The following is a 17,160-nucleotide window of genomic DNA, read 5'->3' as shown; positions in this document are numbered from 1 at the left end:
AATCCTGACACAACAAATAAAATAAACTCAATAAACTAATTGATGGGTACATTTTTCAATTTATCAAGTCTGAAGTGATAGCTTGTATAAAAAAGCTCCCAATTAAATTTGATCTAATTGAGAGCTTAGATAATTTCTATCGATTAGCCACAAGTCGCTTGGATAATCTTCTTAGACTGCGGATCAATTGTTACTGTTACACGATTTTCACGATAATCCATAGTTACAGGTTGATTTGGTCCAACACTGCGAACAATCTCAGACTTGGTTTTTTGTTTGATTTGATCTTCGCTTAATCCAGACTGGCCAATTAACTTTGTCGCTTCATCAGCCACACATTTCGGTTGACTAGCGCGGAACAACTCCCACTCTTCAACTACTTGACCATTTGGTAACTTACAGTATCCAACCTGACCATTGGCTTCATTTTTAATTTCCAACTGGCCGCCTTGCTCTACGCAATATTTGCTTGCTGGGTTTGCCATACCAATTTTTGGTGGGGTCATATCTTTATTTGGTGTTGCTGAACACGCTGCCAATGAGGCCACAATTGCACCTAAAAGTAAGATCTTTTTCATAATTTGAATTCTGATAAAGTAAAAAGGCAAAGATAGCAAAATAATGTAGATTATTATGTCTATGATTTGAAACAAAAAGAACTTAGTCAATAAGAAAGTATGAACTGCATAACGTGGTCATACTTTTTCATTCGCAAGCTTATCAAAAGATATGCTTATTGGATAATGATGTATTCCAATCGAATAGCCTGATCAATCAAGTAATGCTCTTTGATGATATAAAAGTAAGGTCGTGTATCCACCCACTCATCCATTGCCATAATAGCTTGTGTATACCCCGTTACCGCTGAAAAATCTTTAACTTGTATAATATCCATGGAATTCATCCTTTTTTATTTAGCCTAACATATTATATTTATTCATATATAGAGAAAATTGAAGTCGAATAAGTCACATATACACCACCCATATTTCAAGCTTAAGAAACATAAAAAATGTCTCACAATGTGGAGACATTTTTATTAGAAATGAAGATAAACGAATATTAAAACGATACCATTTTTCCAGGATTGAGCATTCCAGTAACACCATACCAACCTTTTGACATTGGAATCGCCAACGGCGCCAATAAACGACCAAATAAAATATCGTTGTGCTGAATTTTGGTGAGCATTGCGTAATCGGTATTCTTACTTGAAAAATCATCTGCAATTGCTTTACCTATACGGACGGTTTGCGCCACACCATGCCCACTCCAGCCATGTACCGCATAAATTGGAAATTTATTGCCAAATTTTCGATTATCTGTTGCGCCATTCATAGTCAAATCACTAACACCACTCCAGCAGAAGTCCATTTCGACATTTTTAAGCTGCGGAAAAACTTTATTAATTCGACCTAATAAATATTGATTCATTCTGCCCACTGCCCAACTTGTACCTGTTCCTTGCCCACCAAAAAGCAATCTATTCTTAGAAACACCGCGATAATAATCAATCTGTAATTGCGTATCGTAAACAGGATGATCGTGTGGTAATAATTCAGTAATTGGCACGTCTAATGGTGCCGTAACTGCGATATAGGTATGAAATGGAATTGCTGTTTGTTTCTTTTCAGGAAGTAACTTAAAGGCATTGTGATGTACTGCGATCACGATACTTTTACGCGCTTTAATCAAACCTGAAGCTGTCTGCACATAAATACCATCGGCTTGTTCAGAAAGCGATAGCACTTCAGTTTGTTCAAAGACTTGACCACCGTTTTTACAAAAGCCATATATCAAAGCACGATTGAGTGCTAATGGATGAATATGACCACCTAAATCATCCACCAAGCCACCTTTATATAGGTCAGACTTGATCAACTCTTTTAATTCATACTCACCTACCACTTTAGTGTGATCCTCACCCAAATACTTTCTAGCATCTGCACCTTGAGTCAAGGCAATCAAATGTCCCTCATGTACCGCAGCGGTAATATGTCCACGTTTACGCGCTAAGTTGACATTATATTTTGCTGCAATTCGATCAATTAAAGACATCGCCTCAGTAGAAGTAAAATGCCAAAGTTTTTTAGCATCGTCATAACTCAAACGTTTAATCATTTCTTCAGCTTCCCAACGCGCCAGACCAGGGGTAAGCTGTCCACCATTTCGACCTGACGCTGCGGAGCCAATGCGATTCTTTTCAACCAGAATCGTATCAACACCCTGCTCAGCCAAATGCAATGCTGTTGAAGCACCTAACAATCCACCACCGATCACAACAACATCACATTCTTGATCTGCTGATAAAGTATCAAAACAATGCCAGTCCTCTAAAGAACTCTCGTAATAGTTTGCAGGATGATCAAATTGACCGTGCTTCGGATTTACCCAACTCCATTCATTAGAATTTTTATATGCTTTACTTTCTTTAAAAACAACATCATTGAAATGCGCTGGTTTCTTTATATCACCAAACATTCTAAATTCACCTAAAACAATTACTTACCGATTAATGCAAGCAGCTTATCGCAGAAAAATTGAGGAACAAAACCAGAATCTTTCAATAGTTTTGATAGGTATATAAGTAGTCGTATATTCCATCAATATACCCAGATCTTCAAACATCAACGATAAAAATGAGGTGATTCAATAAAAATTAACAATAGAAATTAAAAAAGCACCCGAAGGTGCTTTTCTCTCTTATAGGCTAGTCGCAATCAATACCACAAAGCTGAATAACAACGTACCTAAAGATCTCTTGCAATGTACATGAACTTCTTGCTCAAACCCTTGAGCATACGGCTCCAAGTTTTCCATAACTTTAACGCTCATTAAATGTACTACACTTATTAATTTGCCTAACAAATCAATAGAAATAAATTAGCAAAAAGTCGTATATCTAGCTAGTGCAATTTTTCAACCAAATGGTGAATTTATGACAAAAATCGACACTTAATACAAAATAATTTAAAAAAAGAGTGTGTTTTAAGAAAACAAAACATCAAGACATAAAAAAAGCCCACCAAAGTGAGCTTTTTTTAGATATCGCGCTTAGTTTTAAGCAACGACAGTAATACCACTTGCTTGAGGGCCTTTTTTACCTTCAGTAATTGTAAAAGACACGCGTTGACCTTCATGTAGCACTTTGAAACCACTGTTTTGGATTTCGCTGAAATGAGCAAAAACGTCTTGTCCAGAGTCTGCATGAATAAAGCCAAAACCCTTAGTTTCGTTGAACCACTTAACTGTACCAGTCACAGTATTAGACATATATTTAAACCTATTTTAAAAAATTTGGGGCGCTTAGCAGCGAGCAACTTGGAATCATAAACTCTGAGAGGAAATCTGATAAAACGAAAGGTTTATCTACAACTATATGAGATGCAAGATTTTCTGAATCAACAGCGTTATTCTTCTAGTTAGCTTTTACTATACACGACTTTACATTTTTCACGCAATCTCTATCTATCAATCCTACCTCCTATGCTGTTTTCCAGCATGCTATTCAGAATTAAAAACAAATAGAAAATAATTTTTTTAATTAATTTTCATGGATTTAAATTTAAATCTTTTCATCCAAATTCTAAATTATGATTTTTATATAAATTTTTAACATATTATTTCATTTTCTTTTACTCTCAAATATTCACTCTTTCACTAAGTTCAAATTATTTTAGCCACAAAAAAAGCCCACTGTTGTGAGCTTTTTTTTCACTGGTCTAAAGTAATTAGATAACAGTAATTAGAGTTGCTTGTGGGCCTTTTTTACCTTGACCAAGAACAAACGAAACGCGTTGGCCTTCATTCAATACTTTGAAGCCCTTGCTTTGGATTTCGCTGAAATGAGCAAAAACATCTTCGCCAGAGTCAGCTTGAATAAAACCAAAACCTTTAGTTTCGTTGAACCACTTAACAGTACCAGTAACTGTATCAGACATACCTTTAAACCTTTTAAACTTTGTTCATTTATGAATTAAATCAAAATTTTTACATCATGATTTAATACAATCTATCCTTATTGAATAGATACTACAAGTATGTGAACCATTTATGTCAATCGATAAAGTTGATTAACATCCGTATAAAAGCTTTTCCCGTCCAAATTAAAGTCAATTTCTTGACCTGATTCCAACAGGATCTTCTTTCCTACTTCTACCCATTTAAAACCATTCAGCGTATTTTGCTGACGCTTTAAAGGGATGATTCTCACACAAATTTCATTGCCATTGCTGGCTTTGGCTACACGCCATTCATTAATAATTTTCAACACAAAATCACTCATTTCTGAGCTCAAGTGATCGATTTTGATTTACTATAACACTAGATAGATGAGAGAGGATAGCTACATTTCTAGAATCTAATAATTTTTAGCTTTATTTAGGGTTATTTCAGCTAACTTTATTACTGTCTATTCTTTTTAGACAGTAATCTTAAATACATCACAGAGCATAACTAATTTAATTCGGTTGGTAGCGGGAGCTGGATTTGAACCAACGACCTTCGGGTTATGAGCCCGACGAGCTACCAGACTGCTCCATCCCGCACCGACGAGTTAGCTTTATACGCACATCTTACTCACAATGCAAATTATTTTTATAAAAATCGCTTAATTTATCAATTAATGTCTAAATTACACACAAAACGATCAAAACTCACTCTTATTCAATATGGCTGAGTTAAACTTACAAATGAGTTCTAAATTTTCAGATATTGAGTAAATCAATCAAGATTCGTTCAATAAAACGACTATTTCTTTATAATTCAAAATTCTACAAAAATATTATGCAGTAAAAAGCCCATTATGTAACAATATCATCACCCTTTCATTTATATAGTGCTTCATGTCATTAATTATTGGTATTGACCCTGGTTCACGCTTAACAGGTTATGGAATTATCGAAAAAGATGGCAATAAGCTGCGGTTTGTTGATGCAGGAACCATTCGTACTGAAACACAAGAAATGCCTGAACGTTTGAAACGAATTTTTGCGGGTGTCGAACGTATCGTTAAATTTCATGGTCCAACAGAAGCAGCGGTCGAACAAGTGTTCATGGCACAAAACCCCGATTCAGCTCTAAAGCTCGGTCAGGCCCGTGGTGCGGCAATTGCTGCACTGGTGAATCTAGATTTACAAGTCGCAGAATACACAGCACGTCAAATCAAGCAATCTGTTGTCGGTTACGGCGCTGCAGAAAAAGAACAAGTACAGCTCATGGTGATGCGTTTGCTTAATTTAACCATCCAACCTCAAGCGGATGCAGCAGATGCGCTTGCCGCAGCAATTTGTCATGCTCATGCGTCAGGTAGTATGAGTAAAATGGCAGTACTCAATGCCTTAGGCGGTATGGCACGCGGTCGTAGCCGTTCGAGTAGTAGACGCCGTTAAACGTCTTGATTCACGACCTTATATATCATTTTCCCCATGTCATGCGCTTGTAATCCTCTCATACCCTTTTCAGCTAGCAAATCGCCTGCCTGTGCATGTAGACTGACGATCTCATGCAATCCTATCTGTTGATGAAATTGGGCTTTTAAACTGGCGATCATACCCGCCAATACATCACCCATTCCACCTGTGCCCATCCCTGCATTGCCTAGCCTACAAATAAATAATTGTTCTTCTAAAATTAAGCTACCCGCTCCTTTTAACACCCATTGTCCTGCATATTTTTGTTGTAACTGTTGAATGGCAGCAATACGATCTTGTTCTATATCCGCAGCAGTACACCCCAAGAGTGTTGCTGCCTCACCTGAATGTGGCGTTGCGTAAAGATGGTGGTTTAATTGTTGCGGATACTTGGTCAGAAACCACAAGCCATCTGCATCAAGTACAACCTCTAAATGGGAATTATGATTAAGTAAATTAAACCATTGCAGATAAATTGCCTCAGCCCATTCATCTCGACCTAAGCCCATACCAAAACACACTGCATCCACTTGGGTTAATAGCTGTTGAATGGCTTCTTGATCTAAGACATTAATATCTCGCACCATAATATTGGGTGAACGTGCCAAAATAGCTTGATGATGTTTTGCATGACAAATGACACTTACTTTACCAGCCCCTGCATGGAAGGCAGCTTCAGCGGACATGATCACGGCACCGCCCATGTCTGCATGTCCACCAACAACCAGCACATGCCCATAACTGCCCTTGTGACCAAAAGCTTGACGCTTGGGTAAGACAATTTTTTCAGGTGATAGATAGGCAAGTGATTTTAATTCTGAATCAGTTGGGATCAGACTGACTAAATGTAGTTTTCCTACATATTCCTTAGCTTGACCAGTAAATAAACCTGCTTTGTAGCCCAAGATCGTAAAAGTTTGATCAGCTTGTACCGCGCAAGGCAAAGCTTGTCCAGTATTGGCCTGTAACCCACTGGGGATATCGATTGAGACTTTTAAACCTGTTTGTGCATTCAATAGTTGAATAATATCCTGCCAGTTTTGATCAAGTACTCGGTTTAACCCAATACCTAACAAAGCATCAATATGGCAATCAAAAGTTGGAATTTCTTGATGGACTGCTTTTTCTGACAATAAGTAATCGACGGTTTGAATATCAACTTGATGAGACTGTGCATAATCTGCGGCTTGTTTTAAATCCGATGATTGTCCAAGTTCTGTTGCAAACACAGTGATACTAAATCCCTGTTGCTTTAGAAACGCAGCAATATAATAGCCATCGCCAGCATTATTGCCTTGCCCACACCAAACTGCGATCTTTTGAATTTTATTTTGCTGAAATTGTTGAATTAACTGTTGTGTAATTGTCCAAGCCGCTTGCTGCATGAGCCCTAAAGATGAGTTTTGCTGAGCAAACCAACGTTGCTCCCATGCTTGGATACTTCGGCTATGGTAAACTACAGCTTGCATGTTTTTCTCCTTATTATCGTTTTATGGCTTCAAGCACATCATCTCAAACAAAGTCTCAGAAAACGCCTGATAAAATCAAGTTACAACAGCTTGACCCGCAAGCGTTAAAAGACTGGATCAAAGTACAGGCTTTAGACTTGGGCTTTGCTGATTGTGTCATTGCCAAACCAGATGCTCAAGATCAAATGCCACGTTTTAAGGAATATTTAGAACGTGGTTATCATGCAGATATGCACTATTTAGAAGAAAACTTAGAAAAGCGTGCTGATCCAACCTTGCTCGTTCCTGGTACAAAAAGCATTATTTGTGTGCGCATGAACTATCTTGTAGCATCACCTAAGCCCCGTTATGTACCATTCGAACCAAATTCTGCCATTATTGCTCGTTATGCGCGTGGCCGTGACTATCATAAAGTCATGCGTGGACGTCTTAAAACCTTAGCAACTCGTATTAAAGAAAAAGTTGGTGATTTTGAATCACGTCCCTTTGCTGATTCAGCCCCTATTTTTGAAAAATCTTTGGCAGAAAGTGCAGGCATGGGATGGACAGGCAAACATACTTTACTGATCCATAAAAAATCGGGCTCTTTTTTCGTTTTAGGTGAACTATTTACTTCTCTTGAATTACCCTTTGATCAACCTGCGACTGCACATTGCGGTTCATGTACTGCCTGTATCGATATTTGTCCAACACAGGCGATTGTTGAACCTTATATGCTGGATGCCAGAAAGTGTATTGCTTATCTAACCATTGAATATAAAGGCATCATTCCTGAGGAATTACGCTCAGGTATTGGCAACCGTATCTTTGGCTGTGATGATTGCCAATTGATTTGCCCATGGAATAGCTTTGCTAAAAAAGCTTCGATTCCAGACTTTGATCCAAGACATAACTTAGATGACATCAGCTTATTAGAGATTTGGCAATGGGATGAGGCAACATTCTTAGCCAATACAGAAGGTAGCCCAATCCGCCGTACAGGCTACCAATCCTTTAAGCGTAATATTGCAATCGGCCTAGGAAATGCTCCATACTCAGCCGAGATCGTGACGCAATTGCAAGATGCAAAAACACTGCACGATGAGATCGTCAATGTACATATTGATTGGGCAATTCAACAGCAATTGCAGCAAATAAAAGTACACTGAATAGAAAAATGATGTTTTTTGCCCTTTGGCTTTGGCACGATTTCTGTATGATGAATCTCAATGTCTGTAATCAATCATCATGGATATAACAATGACTTTACGTAATGACTGGACTCGTGATGAAATCCAAGCTTTATATGACCAACCTTTTCTAGACTTAGTATTTCAAGCACAAGGCGTTCATCGTCAGCATTTCCAAGCAAATGCGATTCAGGTCAGCACGCTACTTTCAATCAAAACAGGTAAATGTCCTGAAGACTGTAAGTATTGCTCACAATCTGCTCGTTATGACTCTAAGTTAGAAGCAGAAAAGCGTATTGCCGTTGATAAAGTTATTCGTGAAGCACTTGCAGCAAAAGAATCTGGTTCATCGCGTTTCTGTATGGGAGCTGCTTGGCGCAATCCGCATGAGCGTGATATGCCTTACGTGCTTGAAATGGTGCGTGAAGTGAAATCATTGGGCTTAGAAACCTGTATGACTTTAGGTATGCTCAACCAATCTCAAGCGGAACGCTTAAAAGATGCAGGTCTAGACTATTACAACCACAACCTAGACACTTCTCGTGAATATTATTCACATATTATTAGCACACGTACTTTTGACGACCGTCTGGATACACTAGATCATGTGCGTCAAGCAGGTATGAAAGTATGTAGTGGTGGTATTGTTGGCTTAGGTGAAAGCCGTAATGACCGCATTGGTTTATTACATGAACTTGCAACCATGCCAGTACATCCTGAATCTGTGCCAATTAACATGCTGGTTCCAATTGAAGGCACACCTTTGGCTGATGTTGAAAAACTTGATGTGACTGAATGGATCCGTACCATTGCTGTAGCACGTATTATCATGCCACACAGTTATGTTCGTCTCTCTGCTGGTCGTGAATCATTAAGTGATTCTGACCAAGCACTTGCCTTTATGGCTGGTGCAAACTCACTCTTCTCTGGTGAAAAATTACTTACGACGCCAAATGCGGGTGAAGGCAAAGATCAGGTTCTATTTGCTAAATTAGGTTTAACTGCGGAAAAACCAAAACCAACGATTGCAGAACTCTCTGTCGATGCCATGAGTGCATAAACAAAAAAGCCTTGTCATTTGACAAGGCTTTTTTTAGATATGATTAAATTGATGTCACCAAAATGCCATATTTAGCATTTAAAAACATTCCAACACGGATGATATCAACACCTGCTGCATGGGTTACTGACAATTCTTGGCTATGCACATCAAAATGAAATGAATCAAAAATGTCTTGATGTTGCATCAACCATGCAATCGTATCAGCAATATACCCATCAACAGTATATGTTTCTGATTTAAAGTCCTTACTCATAACACTATGTTATCTTCACCTGATCTTTCCATCATAACGGATAGATAACATTCGTGCAGCTTGTTAAAAAAACACTTAGTAAAGGACATTACTCACTAAGTGTATTAACTTAAAAAAATATTTTGAATTGCTTAAGCCGCTTGTGGACTCAGAATATTTTGCCCCGCCTTTAAGCTTGCGACAGCTTTGGCATTAAATTCTAAAGTCAGCACATGATTGTCTAAATGAACATGATAAGACTGTATCAATGACTGCTGCCCCTCATCTGTTTCAAGCACATATTCATCTGCAATATTTAAAATACCTTCTAAATTGGTTGTACTAGAAGCACGATCATGACTGAATAAATCATAGATCGTCTGCAGATTAAAGCTTGTTTGCTGTTCCGTAGCATGGCTTTTTAAATAACTTTCTAGGAATAAAACAAACTTGTGTGCGAAGAAATAGTAGTTTGGTTTGTGGGTATAAAGCATGTTCATTGAAAGCTCCTTTACGGTGTTTTTTTCATCTAATCATGACTAAAAAACTAAGGATTTAACCTTAAAAGATTCTTAAAAGAACTTTGAGCTTTTTGTTAATAAACTTAATAATCACGCTAAAAACTTGATTATTCATCTAAATTATTTTTTTATTTTTGCAATATAGGTCACAAAAAAATGTGTATTCTTGCACCTATTGATCAAAAAATAACCAAATAGGCCTTTTTTATGAAAGGAAAAAACAATCAGTCTTAAGCAATATTAAACAAACAGGCTAAAAAAGCTGTTTTTACTAGAAATAAAAATACTTTATATCAACAACTTATTTATGATCGGAATTTTAGATCGAAATACATCATAAAAATGTGATGCAGTTTGCATTTCCAAAACCTAGTGATATATATTTCGCACATTACTTGTTCAGCGCAAAAATCCAACTGAGAAGTAATTTTAATTCAAACTTTTAGCCGATGTGTTCGAGAAATTATTATGAAAAAACTTGCTTTGATCGCTGCTCTTTCAGTTGTAGGTATTGCTAACGCTCAAGCTGCTGACGGAACGATTACAATTAATGGTCTAGTAACAGACAAAACTTGTGACATCGTGACTCCAGCTGGTAAAGACTTTACAGTAACACTTCCAACTGTATCTAAACAAACTCTTGCTAATGCAGGTGATGTTGCTGGTCGTACTCCATTCCAAATCAACTTAGGTAACTGTTCAGAAGGTAAAGTTGCAACTTACTTCGAACCAGGTGCTACTGTTGATTTCAATACTGGTCGTTTACTTAACCAAAACGCTGGTGGCGCTAAAAACGTTGATGTTCAATTATTAGGTAACAACAACCAAGTAATCCCAGTTCTTGCTGCTGGTAGCAACGGTGCTCAATCTAACTCTCAATGGGTTGACGTTGTAGAAGGCGGTACTGCTGACCTTAACTACTATGCTGAATACTATGCAACTGGCGCGTCTACTGCTGGTGAAGTAAATACTTCAGTTCAGTACACTATTATTTATCAATAATCTATTGATAAACTATGCGAATTTCTAGGTTTCTAGAAATTCGCAGTTGTACACTTCACGCAATCATAGAGAAAATTTAAATGGCACTGAACGGTTACAATTTTTTGCTTGGTTTAACGATGTCGTCGGCTTTGATCGCAAGTCATACACATGCAGAAATTATTTTGCATGGAACTCGCGTTATTTATCCATCTGACGCTCGTGAAGTGACTTTGCAAGTCAGTAACAATGGTTCTAAGCCATCGCTTGTTCAAGCATGGATTGATGAAGGTGATGCTAAAAGTACACCCGACCAGTCTAAAGTTCCATTTATGATTACACCACCTATTTCGCGTGTAGATCCAACGAAGAGCCAATCGCTTCGTATTACAGCATTACCTAATGCAGCTCAGTTAAATCAAAAACAAGAAACTGTTTTTTGGTTGAATGTTTTGGATATTCCACCAAGACCAACCGCAAACAGTAAAGATGCTATTCCTGATAATTTTTTACAACTTGCAATCCGCTCACGCATTAAATTTTTCTATCGTCCAGCAAGCATTAAGGCTGATGCCAATCTCGCTGGTGAAAAATTACAATGGGCGAAAAGCGGACAAACCTTGATTGTAAAAAACCCAACACCATTTCACGTCACCATGACTGCGGTGTACCAACAAAATGCAGGAAAGCCAGTTGACCTACTGCCTAAAGGTCTAATGCTCTCACCTTTTTCAGAGGACAAAATCCAATTGAAAACTGGGAGTACTGAAAAGCTTAGCTATGTGAGCATCAACGATTACGGTGGTCGTATCGAACACCAGATCAAGCTTTAATAATAAACAAATTTATTTCCAATCAGTAAATGATTTTGTACCTATCATTGAATAGGCGAACCGATTATGTCAAAGAAAAATGCAACAGCTAAATTCTTGAAGCGTCGTATATGTTATTACCTTACTTCTGGGGTAGTCACAATCACGATGCCTATGGCTGTTTATGCAGTAGAACAGACAGCAGAAAAAGCTGCACCAATGGAAGCAGAATTTGACTCTGTTTTTTTAATCGGTGACGCCCAAAAAGTAGATATTTCTCGTTTTAAATATGGGAACCCAGTTTTACCTGGTGAATATAACGTTGATGTTTATATCAATGGCAACTGGTTTGGCAAAAGAAGAATGATGTTTCGTTCGGCAGAACAAAATCAAAATGCCTTTACCTGTTTCACCTCAAGCTCATTGCTTGAATACGGCGTAAAACAAGAAGTTCTGGTTAACCGCACAGAATCTGCTGCACCGAATGGTTGTTACAAAATCGAAGAATGGATCGAAAATGCATTTTATGATTTCGATACCTCGCGCCTGCGTGTAGATATTTCTATTCCACAAATCGCATTACAAAAAAATGCGCAAGGCTATGTTGATCCAAGTATTTGGGATCGTGGTGTCAATGCTGGATTTTTATCTTATAGCGGAAGTGCCTATAAAACCTATAACCGCTTAAATGACAATAAAGAAACCACCAATGCCTTTATGGCAATTACTGCTGGTGCAAACATTGCTGGCTGGCAACTTCGCCATAACGGACAGTGGCAATGGCAAGATGGCGCTCAAAGTGAACTAGATCCAAATAACAAAAAGAAATCGAACTACGAGTCTACTAGCACTTATTTACAGCGTGCTTTTCCACAATATCGTGGCGTTTTAACCTTAGGTGATAGCTTTACCAATGGTGAGTTATTTGACTCATTTGGCTATCGCGGTTTAGATTTTTCTAGCGATGATCGCATGCTACCAAATAGTATGCTTGGCTATGCACCACGTATTCGTGGGAATGCAAAAACCAACGCTAAGGTAGAAGTTCGCCAACAAGGTCAATTGATTTACCAAACTACGGTTGCACCGGGTAGCTTTGAAATTAATGACCTCTACCCTACAGGTTTTGGTGGCGAACTTGAAGTTTCGATTATTGAATCGAATGGTGAAATTCAGAAGCTTGCTGTTCCTTATGCATCTGTTGTGCAAATGCTGCGTCCCGGACTTAGCCGTTACTCAGTCACTGCGGGTGAATTTCGCGACCGTGATATTGATTTAACGCCTTGGGTAACGCAGGGTAAATACCAACGTGGTCTGAATAACTATCTAACGGGTTATACGGGCTTCCAATTGGCTGAAGACTATAGTGCCTTATTATTAGGTGCTGCCGTTGCAACGCCAATTGGTGCTGTGTCATTTGACATTACCCAATCAAATACTGACTTTGATAAGCAAGGTTCACAATCTGGACAAAGTTTCCGTTTAAGTTATAGCAAACTTATTTCACCGACCAATACTAACTTAACCTTGGCAGCGTATCGTTATTCGACAGAAAACTATTATAAGCTACGTGATGCCCTACTCATTCGTGATCTTGAAGATAAAGGTGTAAATACCTTTGCTGTAGGTAAGCAACGCAGTGAATTCCAAATTACCTTGAACCAAGGTTTACCTGAGGGTTGGGGTAATATTTATATGGTTGGTTCTTGGAACGATTACTGGAACCGTAATGAGACCAGCCGCCAATACCAAGTGGGTTATAGCAATAACTATCATGGCTTAACCTATGGTCTTTCTGCGACCAATCGTCAGATCGAATACGGTTCAAATAACCAGACCCGTGATACAGAATATTTGATGACCCTCTCTTTCCCTATGAATTTCAGAAAGAGCTCTGTCAATGTCAATGCAAACGTATCTGAAAATAACCGCACAGTCGGTATGAGCGGTATGGTGGGTGATCGCTTTAACTACGGTGCATCTGTATCTCATCAAGACAGACAGAACCCAAGCTTCAACGTGAACAGCCGTTATCGTACTAACTTTGCCACAGTGGGTGGCTCTTATAGTATTGCTGATTCATATCAACAAGCGATGCTCAGTGTCAGCGGTAGCGTTGTTGCTCATTCAGATGGCATCCTGTTTGGTCCAGAACAAGGTCAAACGATGGTGTTGGTTTATGCACCAGATGCGGCTGGCGCCAAAGTTAATAATACGACCGGTCTGAGTGTAAATAAATCTGGTTATGCTGTGATTCCATATGTAACACCATATCGTTTAAATGACATCACACTTGACCCACAAGAAATGTCAACCAATGTTGAATTAGAAGAAACTAGCCAACGTATTGCTCCTTTTGCTGGCGCGATTGCTAAAGTTGATTTCTCAACCAAGAAAGGCTATGCCATCTACATCAACACCAAAACAGCAGCGGGTGAAAGCTTACCATTTGCAGCACAAGTCTTTAATACCAAAGATGAGTCTGTTGGTATTGTTGCGCAAGGCAGCATGGTGTATTTACGTACGCAAGAGCCAAAAGGTGATTTGTATGTAAAATGGGGCGATGAAGCCAATGAACAGTGCCACTTCAGTTATGATGTTACAGCACAAATTTCTAACGATCAGCAAAGCATGATCATGACTGAGGCAGTATGCAAATGAAAAAATTACTCTTAAACAGTGTTTTGCTTACCGCAGGTCTTGGCATCTACACTGAAGCAAATGCAGCTTGTACTCCCGAAACAGATAGGGGTAAAGAGTTTAAAACAGTCGATATTTCAATGGCTGTTGGTCGTGTTGTTGTGAGACCAAGTGATGAAGTTGGTAAAATTTTACGTAAAGCAACATTCCCTATTACACCTAATGGTTCAACTTATTGGTGTGATAGAAATGGAGGAACTTTAGAAGCAAATCTTTCTCAAAGTTATGCTCTTAGTCCTTTGGGGAATAATATCTATTCTACCAATATTGAAGGTATTGGGATTCGTCTTTACCGTGAAGCTGAAAATGCAACAAACTTCTCTGGCTACTATCCATATCGAGCGGCCACACAAAGAAGTACAAGATATACTCTAGCAAATGGTTATTTTGTTGTTGAAATTGTTAAAACAGCAAACCAAACTGGATCTGGTGCTCTAGTACCTGGTCGGTATAGTGCCTATCATGCTAGCGGCTATGGAGTTACTCCTTGGTTAACAAGTACCGTGTATGGTAATGCAATTACTATTGCCTCTTCCTCTTGTGAATTACAAGGTAATATTAATAAAGTGGTTCAACTTCCTACTGTGATGAAATCAGGCTTTAGTGGTGTTGGTTCAACCCAAGGTGAGCAGGCCTTTGACTTAAATATCCTATGTAATGGTGGTAAAAACCCAACGGGATATGAGGAAAAGAACCAAGTCAGTTTAGATTTTGATTTTCCACAAGATGGTACCAATAACCAAGTGATGGCCAATACAGCACCAAACTCAACCAAAGCCAATGGTGTTGGTGTACAACTGCTTTGGAAATATCAAAATAAAAATCAAGTAATCCGCAAAGGCGACAAATTGGATGTTGGTTCAGTTAGCTCAAACCAAACTGTACAATATAATATCCCGCTGTCTGCTCGTTATTATCAAACAGCGACCAATGTTACTGCAGGTACTGTTCGTGCAATGGCAACCGTAACAATCCAATACGATTAAACCTTTTATAAGACCTCTTCCCAAACGAGAGGTCTTTTTTTTATAAAATTCAAAACAGAATATTCCTAATCAATTATTTTTTAAAATTTATTTCTTAAAAAGTCGCATTTTTTATTTTTGATAATAAGCCGTAAACAATAAACCAGAGGAACAATCAATGAAAAAACTCAGCATTTTTGCACTTAGCCTAGCCTTGCTCGGCTGTGGTGAAAATCAGAATAGTTCGCAAAACAGTACTAGCACTCAACCAACACCAGCAGCAGCATCTACCAGCTTTAGTTTACGTAGTTTTAGCCAACCACAAACATGCCAGTATAATTTTGATGCAACACAGCAAGATTATGATACTTGGAACTTACAAAACCCTGGATACACACCTATCACACAATTTCCTGAAATTAATGGTCAAAAGTTCGGTTTCATCGTTAGCTCTGCACCTATAGATGAAGATGCATACATTAACTACGTTGCAACAAGTAAAGCCCAGCTTAACTCAATCAATGAAAATGGTGATTTCCCTCTCCCTCAAACAGGTATTATTGCATTTGAAATGCAACTAAAAATTCCAGCACCGCCACCTACAGGTGATTCTACTTATTTGTCCTCATTTTTGCTTACAGGAGTCACAAATAATGGCTATGCAATTCGCTCAGACTTCGGCTTTCAGTCTGGTACATATGATCCAGACTTTGGGGAAAACCCACCTGATTTAACTTACTCTTTAAGATATCAACTTAGCGATGGTACTGGACCTACCACAGTTGAGCATTACCAGAATACCAAAGTGACTACTAATACAAATAATTATCAACGTTTAGGTATCTATATCAACCAGTTAACAAAACAGGTCGGATTTATCTTCAATGGCGTTGATCAAGGCTATCAATCCACCCTACCTGCAGCACTTGAAAATCTCAGTTTTAACATCTCTAGCAGTGCTTGGATATTTTCTCACGATCTAGATGGACAAGAACTATCTTCAGAACTCATCACTGACCGAAATGCTCTGCAATTCAGTTATCCACAAGGTACAACAGATATCTGTGGCAATGTAATTTAGCTCAGCTAGAATCAAAAAAGCCTAATCGACGATTAGGCTTTTTTGTCTTACAAAAACAGTAATAACATAATTTCTCAAGAGTAATTATATACCTAAGTTCCATATTTGTATTTTAAAAATATGCTACGGCGACCATATAATGTATACCAGACAGGTCAGGTTTTTAAATTCTCATTAAAGCAAAAATATGTGACACAATTAACAAATCAAAATAAACATATTAATTATCAATTTAAAACCAAAATTTTAAATACATCACACTTTAAATAACTATTTAATCAATATCTAATTTTAATATTGCCTTAATAATAATACTTATGTTAATTAATACTTAATACATCTTATAAAAGGCAATAAACATGTATAACAATATCTATAAATCTGCCCTACTTTTATCATTAATGGCGTTTGCTTCGGTGGGTTATTCTGCAAGCACAATCCAAATGAATGGAAGTATTGTAGAGGATACTTGCTCTCAGCAACATAACAATAGTGACTGTCAGCAGTTGAATCAAATCAGAGATAAGATTGATTCTCAATCAATTTCTCTCAGTGACTTAAATACTCACACACAAAAGAATACAACCACTGACATTAGCTTCGAACAGCTACCAGATCAAAAGAATGCTGTTATTATTGCAAGTTACTACTAGTTAATAGAATACACATTAATATGTGAACTAATTAACATTTAAATCATTGGTTCACATATTTCCAATTATAAAACTCACCTAATAAATAACCAGCTTTATTTAG

At 37.9% G+C, this 17,160-nt stretch carries 19 protein-coding genes and 1 tRNA gene; 9 read left to right on the top strand and 11 right to left on the bottom strand.

Annotated elements, in window-relative coordinates; genetic code table 11:
• Nucleotides 1-143: 143 nt before the first annotated feature.
• From F896_RS11320 to F896_RS11345, 8 genes are all read right to left on the bottom strand, one after another.
• A complete protein-coding gene (locus F896_RS11320; RefSeq protein WP_016163433.1) occupies nt 144-578 on the bottom strand; it encodes a putative hemolysin in 435 nt (144 codons plus the stop codon).
• Between the two features lie 155 nt (nt 579-733).
• The gene (locus F896_RS21005) at nt 734-895 is read right to left on the bottom strand and encodes a hypothetical protein (RefSeq protein ID WP_016163432.1); all 162 of its coding nucleotides are present in this window, start codon (nt 893-895) and stop codon (nt 734-736) included.
• A 167-nt stretch (nt 896-1,062) separates the two neighbouring features.
• Entirely contained in the window at nt 1,063-2,481 is a 1,419-nt protein-coding gene (locus F896_RS11325; protein WP_016163431.1) for an NAD(P)/FAD-dependent oxidoreductase, read from the bottom strand.
• 222 nt (nt 2,482-2,703) lie between these two features.
• A complete protein-coding gene (locus F896_RS21330; protein WP_262758204.1) occupies nt 2,704-2,835 on the bottom strand; it encodes a hypothetical protein in 132 nt (43 codons plus the stop codon).
• A gap of 225 nt (nt 2,836-3,060) precedes the next feature.
• Nucleotides 3,061-3,273: a cold-shock protein gene (locus tag F896_RS11330; RefSeq protein WP_016163430.1), complete on the bottom strand. Its 213-nt coding sequence runs from the start codon at nt 3,271-3,273 to the stop codon at nt 3,061-3,063.
• 458 nt (nt 3,274-3,731) lie between these two features.
• Nucleotides 3,732-3,941 carry a cold-shock protein gene (locus tag F896_RS11335; RefSeq protein WP_004653101.1) on the bottom strand — a complete coding sequence of 70 codons (210 nt, stop codon included), beginning with the start codon at nt 3,939-3,941 and terminating at the stop codon, nt 3,732-3,734.
• Nucleotides 3,942-4,051: 110 nt separating this feature from the next.
• A complete protein-coding gene (locus tag F896_RS11340) occupies nt 4,052-4,285 on the bottom strand; it encodes a hypothetical protein (RefSeq protein WP_004807776.1) in 234 nt (77 codons plus the stop codon).
• A 185-nt stretch (nt 4,286-4,470) separates the two neighbouring features.
• Nucleotides 4,471-4,547, bottom strand: a tRNA-Met gene (locus tag F896_RS11345).
• Nucleotides 4,548-4,844: 297 nt separating this feature from the next.
• On the opposite strand from F896_RS11345, the gene ruvC reads away from it, so the two are divergent.
• Nucleotides 4,845-5,390, top strand: coding sequence for a crossover junction endodeoxyribonuclease RuvC (ruvC, locus tag F896_RS11350; RefSeq protein ID WP_004807778.1), 546 nt, complete (start codon nt 4,845-4,847; stop codon nt 5,388-5,390).
• Here ruvC and F896_RS11355 read toward each other — a convergent pair.
• Nucleotides 5,387-6,880, bottom strand: coding sequence for a bifunctional ADP-dependent NAD(P)H-hydrate dehydratase/NAD(P)H-hydrate epimerase (locus tag F896_RS11355; protein ID WP_016163429.1), 1,494 nt, complete (start codon nt 6,878-6,880; stop codon nt 5,387-5,389). The genes ruvC and F896_RS11355 overlap by 4 nt on opposite strands.
• A gap of 23 nt (nt 6,881-6,903) precedes the next feature.
• Between F896_RS11355 and queG the strand changes: the two genes are divergently transcribed.
• Both queG and bioB read left to right on the top strand, forming a co-directional pair.
• Entirely contained in the window at nt 6,904-8,028 is a 1,125-nt protein-coding gene (queG, locus tag F896_RS11360) for a tRNA epoxyqueuosine(34) reductase QueG (RefSeq protein ID WP_016163428.1), read from the top strand.
• A gap of 91 nt (nt 8,029-8,119) precedes the next feature.
• Nucleotides 8,120-9,109: a biotin synthase BioB gene (gene bioB / locus F896_RS11365; RefSeq protein ID WP_016163427.1), complete on the top strand. Its 990-nt coding sequence runs from the start codon at nt 8,120-8,122 to the stop codon at nt 9,107-9,109.
• A gap of 43 nt (nt 9,110-9,152) precedes the next feature.
• Here bioB and F896_RS11370 read toward each other — a convergent pair whose 3' ends face one another.
• Together F896_RS11370 and F896_RS11375 are read right to left on the bottom strand one after the other, a co-directional pair.
• The gene (locus F896_RS11370) at nt 9,153-9,365 is read right to left on the bottom strand and encodes a hypothetical protein (RefSeq protein WP_016163426.1); all 213 of its coding nucleotides are present in this window, start codon (nt 9,363-9,365) and stop codon (nt 9,153-9,155) included.
• 131 nt (nt 9,366-9,496) lie between these two features.
• Entirely contained in the window at nt 9,497-9,844 is a 348-nt protein-coding gene (locus tag F896_RS11375) for a hypothetical protein (RefSeq protein ID WP_004807786.1), read from the bottom strand.
• A 489-nt stretch (nt 9,845-10,333) separates the two neighbouring features.
• Between F896_RS11375 and F896_RS11380 the strand changes: the two genes are divergently transcribed.
• From F896_RS11380 to F896_RS11405, 6 genes are all read left to right on the top strand, one after another.
• Nucleotides 10,334-10,867: a fimbrial protein gene (locus F896_RS11380; protein ID WP_004807788.1), complete on the top strand. Its 534-nt coding sequence runs from the start codon at nt 10,334-10,336 to the stop codon at nt 10,865-10,867.
• Between the two features lie 80 nt (nt 10,868-10,947).
• Nucleotides 10,948-11,679 (top strand): fimbrial biogenesis chaperone, encoded by a 732-nt coding sequence (locus tag F896_RS11385; RefSeq protein WP_004807790.1) that lies wholly within the window; start codon nt 10,948-10,950, stop codon nt 11,677-11,679.
• Nucleotides 11,680-11,745: 66 nt separating this feature from the next.
• Nucleotides 11,746-14,319, top strand: coding sequence for a fimbria/pilus outer membrane usher protein (locus F896_RS11390; RefSeq protein WP_016163425.1), 2,574 nt, complete (start codon nt 11,746-11,748; stop codon nt 14,317-14,319).
• The gene (locus tag F896_RS11395; protein WP_016163424.1) at nt 14,316-15,344 is read left to right on the top strand and encodes a fimbrial protein; all 1,029 of its coding nucleotides are present in this window, start codon (nt 14,316-14,318) and stop codon (nt 15,342-15,344) included. Before F896_RS11390 ends, F896_RS11395 begins: the two co-directional genes overlap by 4 nt.
• Before the next feature lie 157 nt (nt 15,345-15,501).
• Nucleotides 15,502-16,404: a DUF4882 family protein gene (locus F896_RS11400; protein ID WP_016163423.1), complete on the top strand. Its 903-nt coding sequence runs from the start codon at nt 15,502-15,504 to the stop codon at nt 16,402-16,404.
• A 359-nt stretch (nt 16,405-16,763) separates the two neighbouring features.
• A complete protein-coding gene (locus F896_RS11405; protein ID WP_016163422.1) occupies nt 16,764-17,057 on the top strand; it encodes a hypothetical protein in 294 nt (97 codons plus the stop codon).
• The last annotated feature ends 103 nt before the right edge of the window (nt 17,058-17,160 follow it).

The sequence above is a fragment of the Acinetobacter genomosp. 15BJ genome (genome assembly GCF_000400715.1).
Lineage (GTDB): Bacteria > Pseudomonadota > Gammaproteobacteria > Pseudomonadales > Moraxellaceae > Acinetobacter.
This window is presented reverse-complemented; position numbering and strand designations above follow the sequence as displayed.

Excerpts from the sequence above, each read along its gene's own strand:
- F896_RS11355 (WP_016163429.1), bottom strand. The coding sequence starts at position 6,880 with ATGCAAGCTGTAGTTTACCATAGCCGAAGTATCCAAGCATGGGAGCAA.
- F896_RS11400 (WP_016163423.1), top strand. The coding sequence starts at position 15,502 with ATGAAAAAACTCAGCATTTTTGCACTTAGCCTAGCCTTGCTCGGCTGT.
- F896_RS11380 (WP_004807788.1), top strand. The coding sequence starts at position 10,334 with ATGAAAAAACTTGCTTTGATCGCTGCTCTTTCAGTTGTAGGTATTGCT.
- F896_RS11340 (WP_004807776.1), bottom strand. The coding sequence starts at position 4,285 with ATGAGTGATTTTGTGTTGAAAATTATTAATGAATGGCGTGTAGCCAAA.
- F896_RS11330 (WP_016163430.1), bottom strand. The coding sequence starts at position 3,273 with ATGTCTAATACTGTGACTGGTACAGTTAAGTGGTTCAACGAAACTAAG.
- F896_RS11375 (WP_004807786.1), bottom strand. The coding sequence starts at position 9,844 with ATGAACATGCTTTATACCCACAAACCAAACTACTATTTCTTCGCACAC.
- F896_RS11370 (WP_016163426.1), bottom strand. The coding sequence starts at position 9,365 with ATGAGTAAGGACTTTAAATCAGAAACATATACTGTTGATGGGTATATT.
- F896_RS11320 (WP_016163433.1), bottom strand. The coding sequence starts at position 578 with ATGAAAAAGATCTTACTTTTAGGTGCAATTGTGGCCTCATTGGCAGCG.
- F896_RS11335 (WP_004653101.1), bottom strand. The coding sequence starts at position 3,941 with ATGTCTGATACAGTTACTGGTACTGTTAAGTGGTTCAACGAAACTAAA.
- F896_RS11385 (WP_004807790.1), top strand. The coding sequence starts at position 10,948 with ATGGCACTGAACGGTTACAATTTTTTGCTTGGTTTAACGATGTCGTCG.
- F896_RS11325 (WP_016163431.1), bottom strand. The coding sequence starts at position 2,481 with ATGTTTGGTGATATAAAGAAACCAGCGCATTTCAATGATGTTGTTTTT.
- F896_RS11390 (WP_016163425.1), top strand. The coding sequence starts at position 11,746 with ATGTCAAAGAAAAATGCAACAGCTAAATTCTTGAAGCGTCGTATATGT.
- queG (WP_016163428.1), top strand. The coding sequence starts at position 6,904 with ATGGCTTCAAGCACATCATCTCAAACAAAGTCTCAGAAAACGCCTGAT.
- F896_RS11405 (WP_016163422.1), top strand. The coding sequence starts at position 16,764 with ATGTATAACAATATCTATAAATCTGCCCTACTTTTATCATTAATGGCG.
- bioB (WP_016163427.1), top strand. The coding sequence starts at position 8,120 with ATGACTTTACGTAATGACTGGACTCGTGATGAAATCCAAGCTTTATAT.
- F896_RS21005 (WP_016163432.1), bottom strand. The coding sequence starts at position 895 with ATGGATATTATACAAGTTAAAGATTTTTCAGCGGTAACGGGGTATACA.
- F896_RS21330 (WP_262758204.1), bottom strand. The coding sequence starts at position 2,835 with ATGAGCGTTAAAGTTATGGAAAACTTGGAGCCGTATGCTCAAGGGTTT.
- F896_RS11395 (WP_016163424.1), top strand. The coding sequence starts at position 14,316 with ATGAAAAAATTACTCTTAAACAGTGTTTTGCTTACCGCAGGTCTTGGC.
- ruvC (WP_004807778.1), top strand. The coding sequence starts at position 4,845 with ATGTCATTAATTATTGGTATTGACCCTGGTTCACGCTTAACAGGTTAT.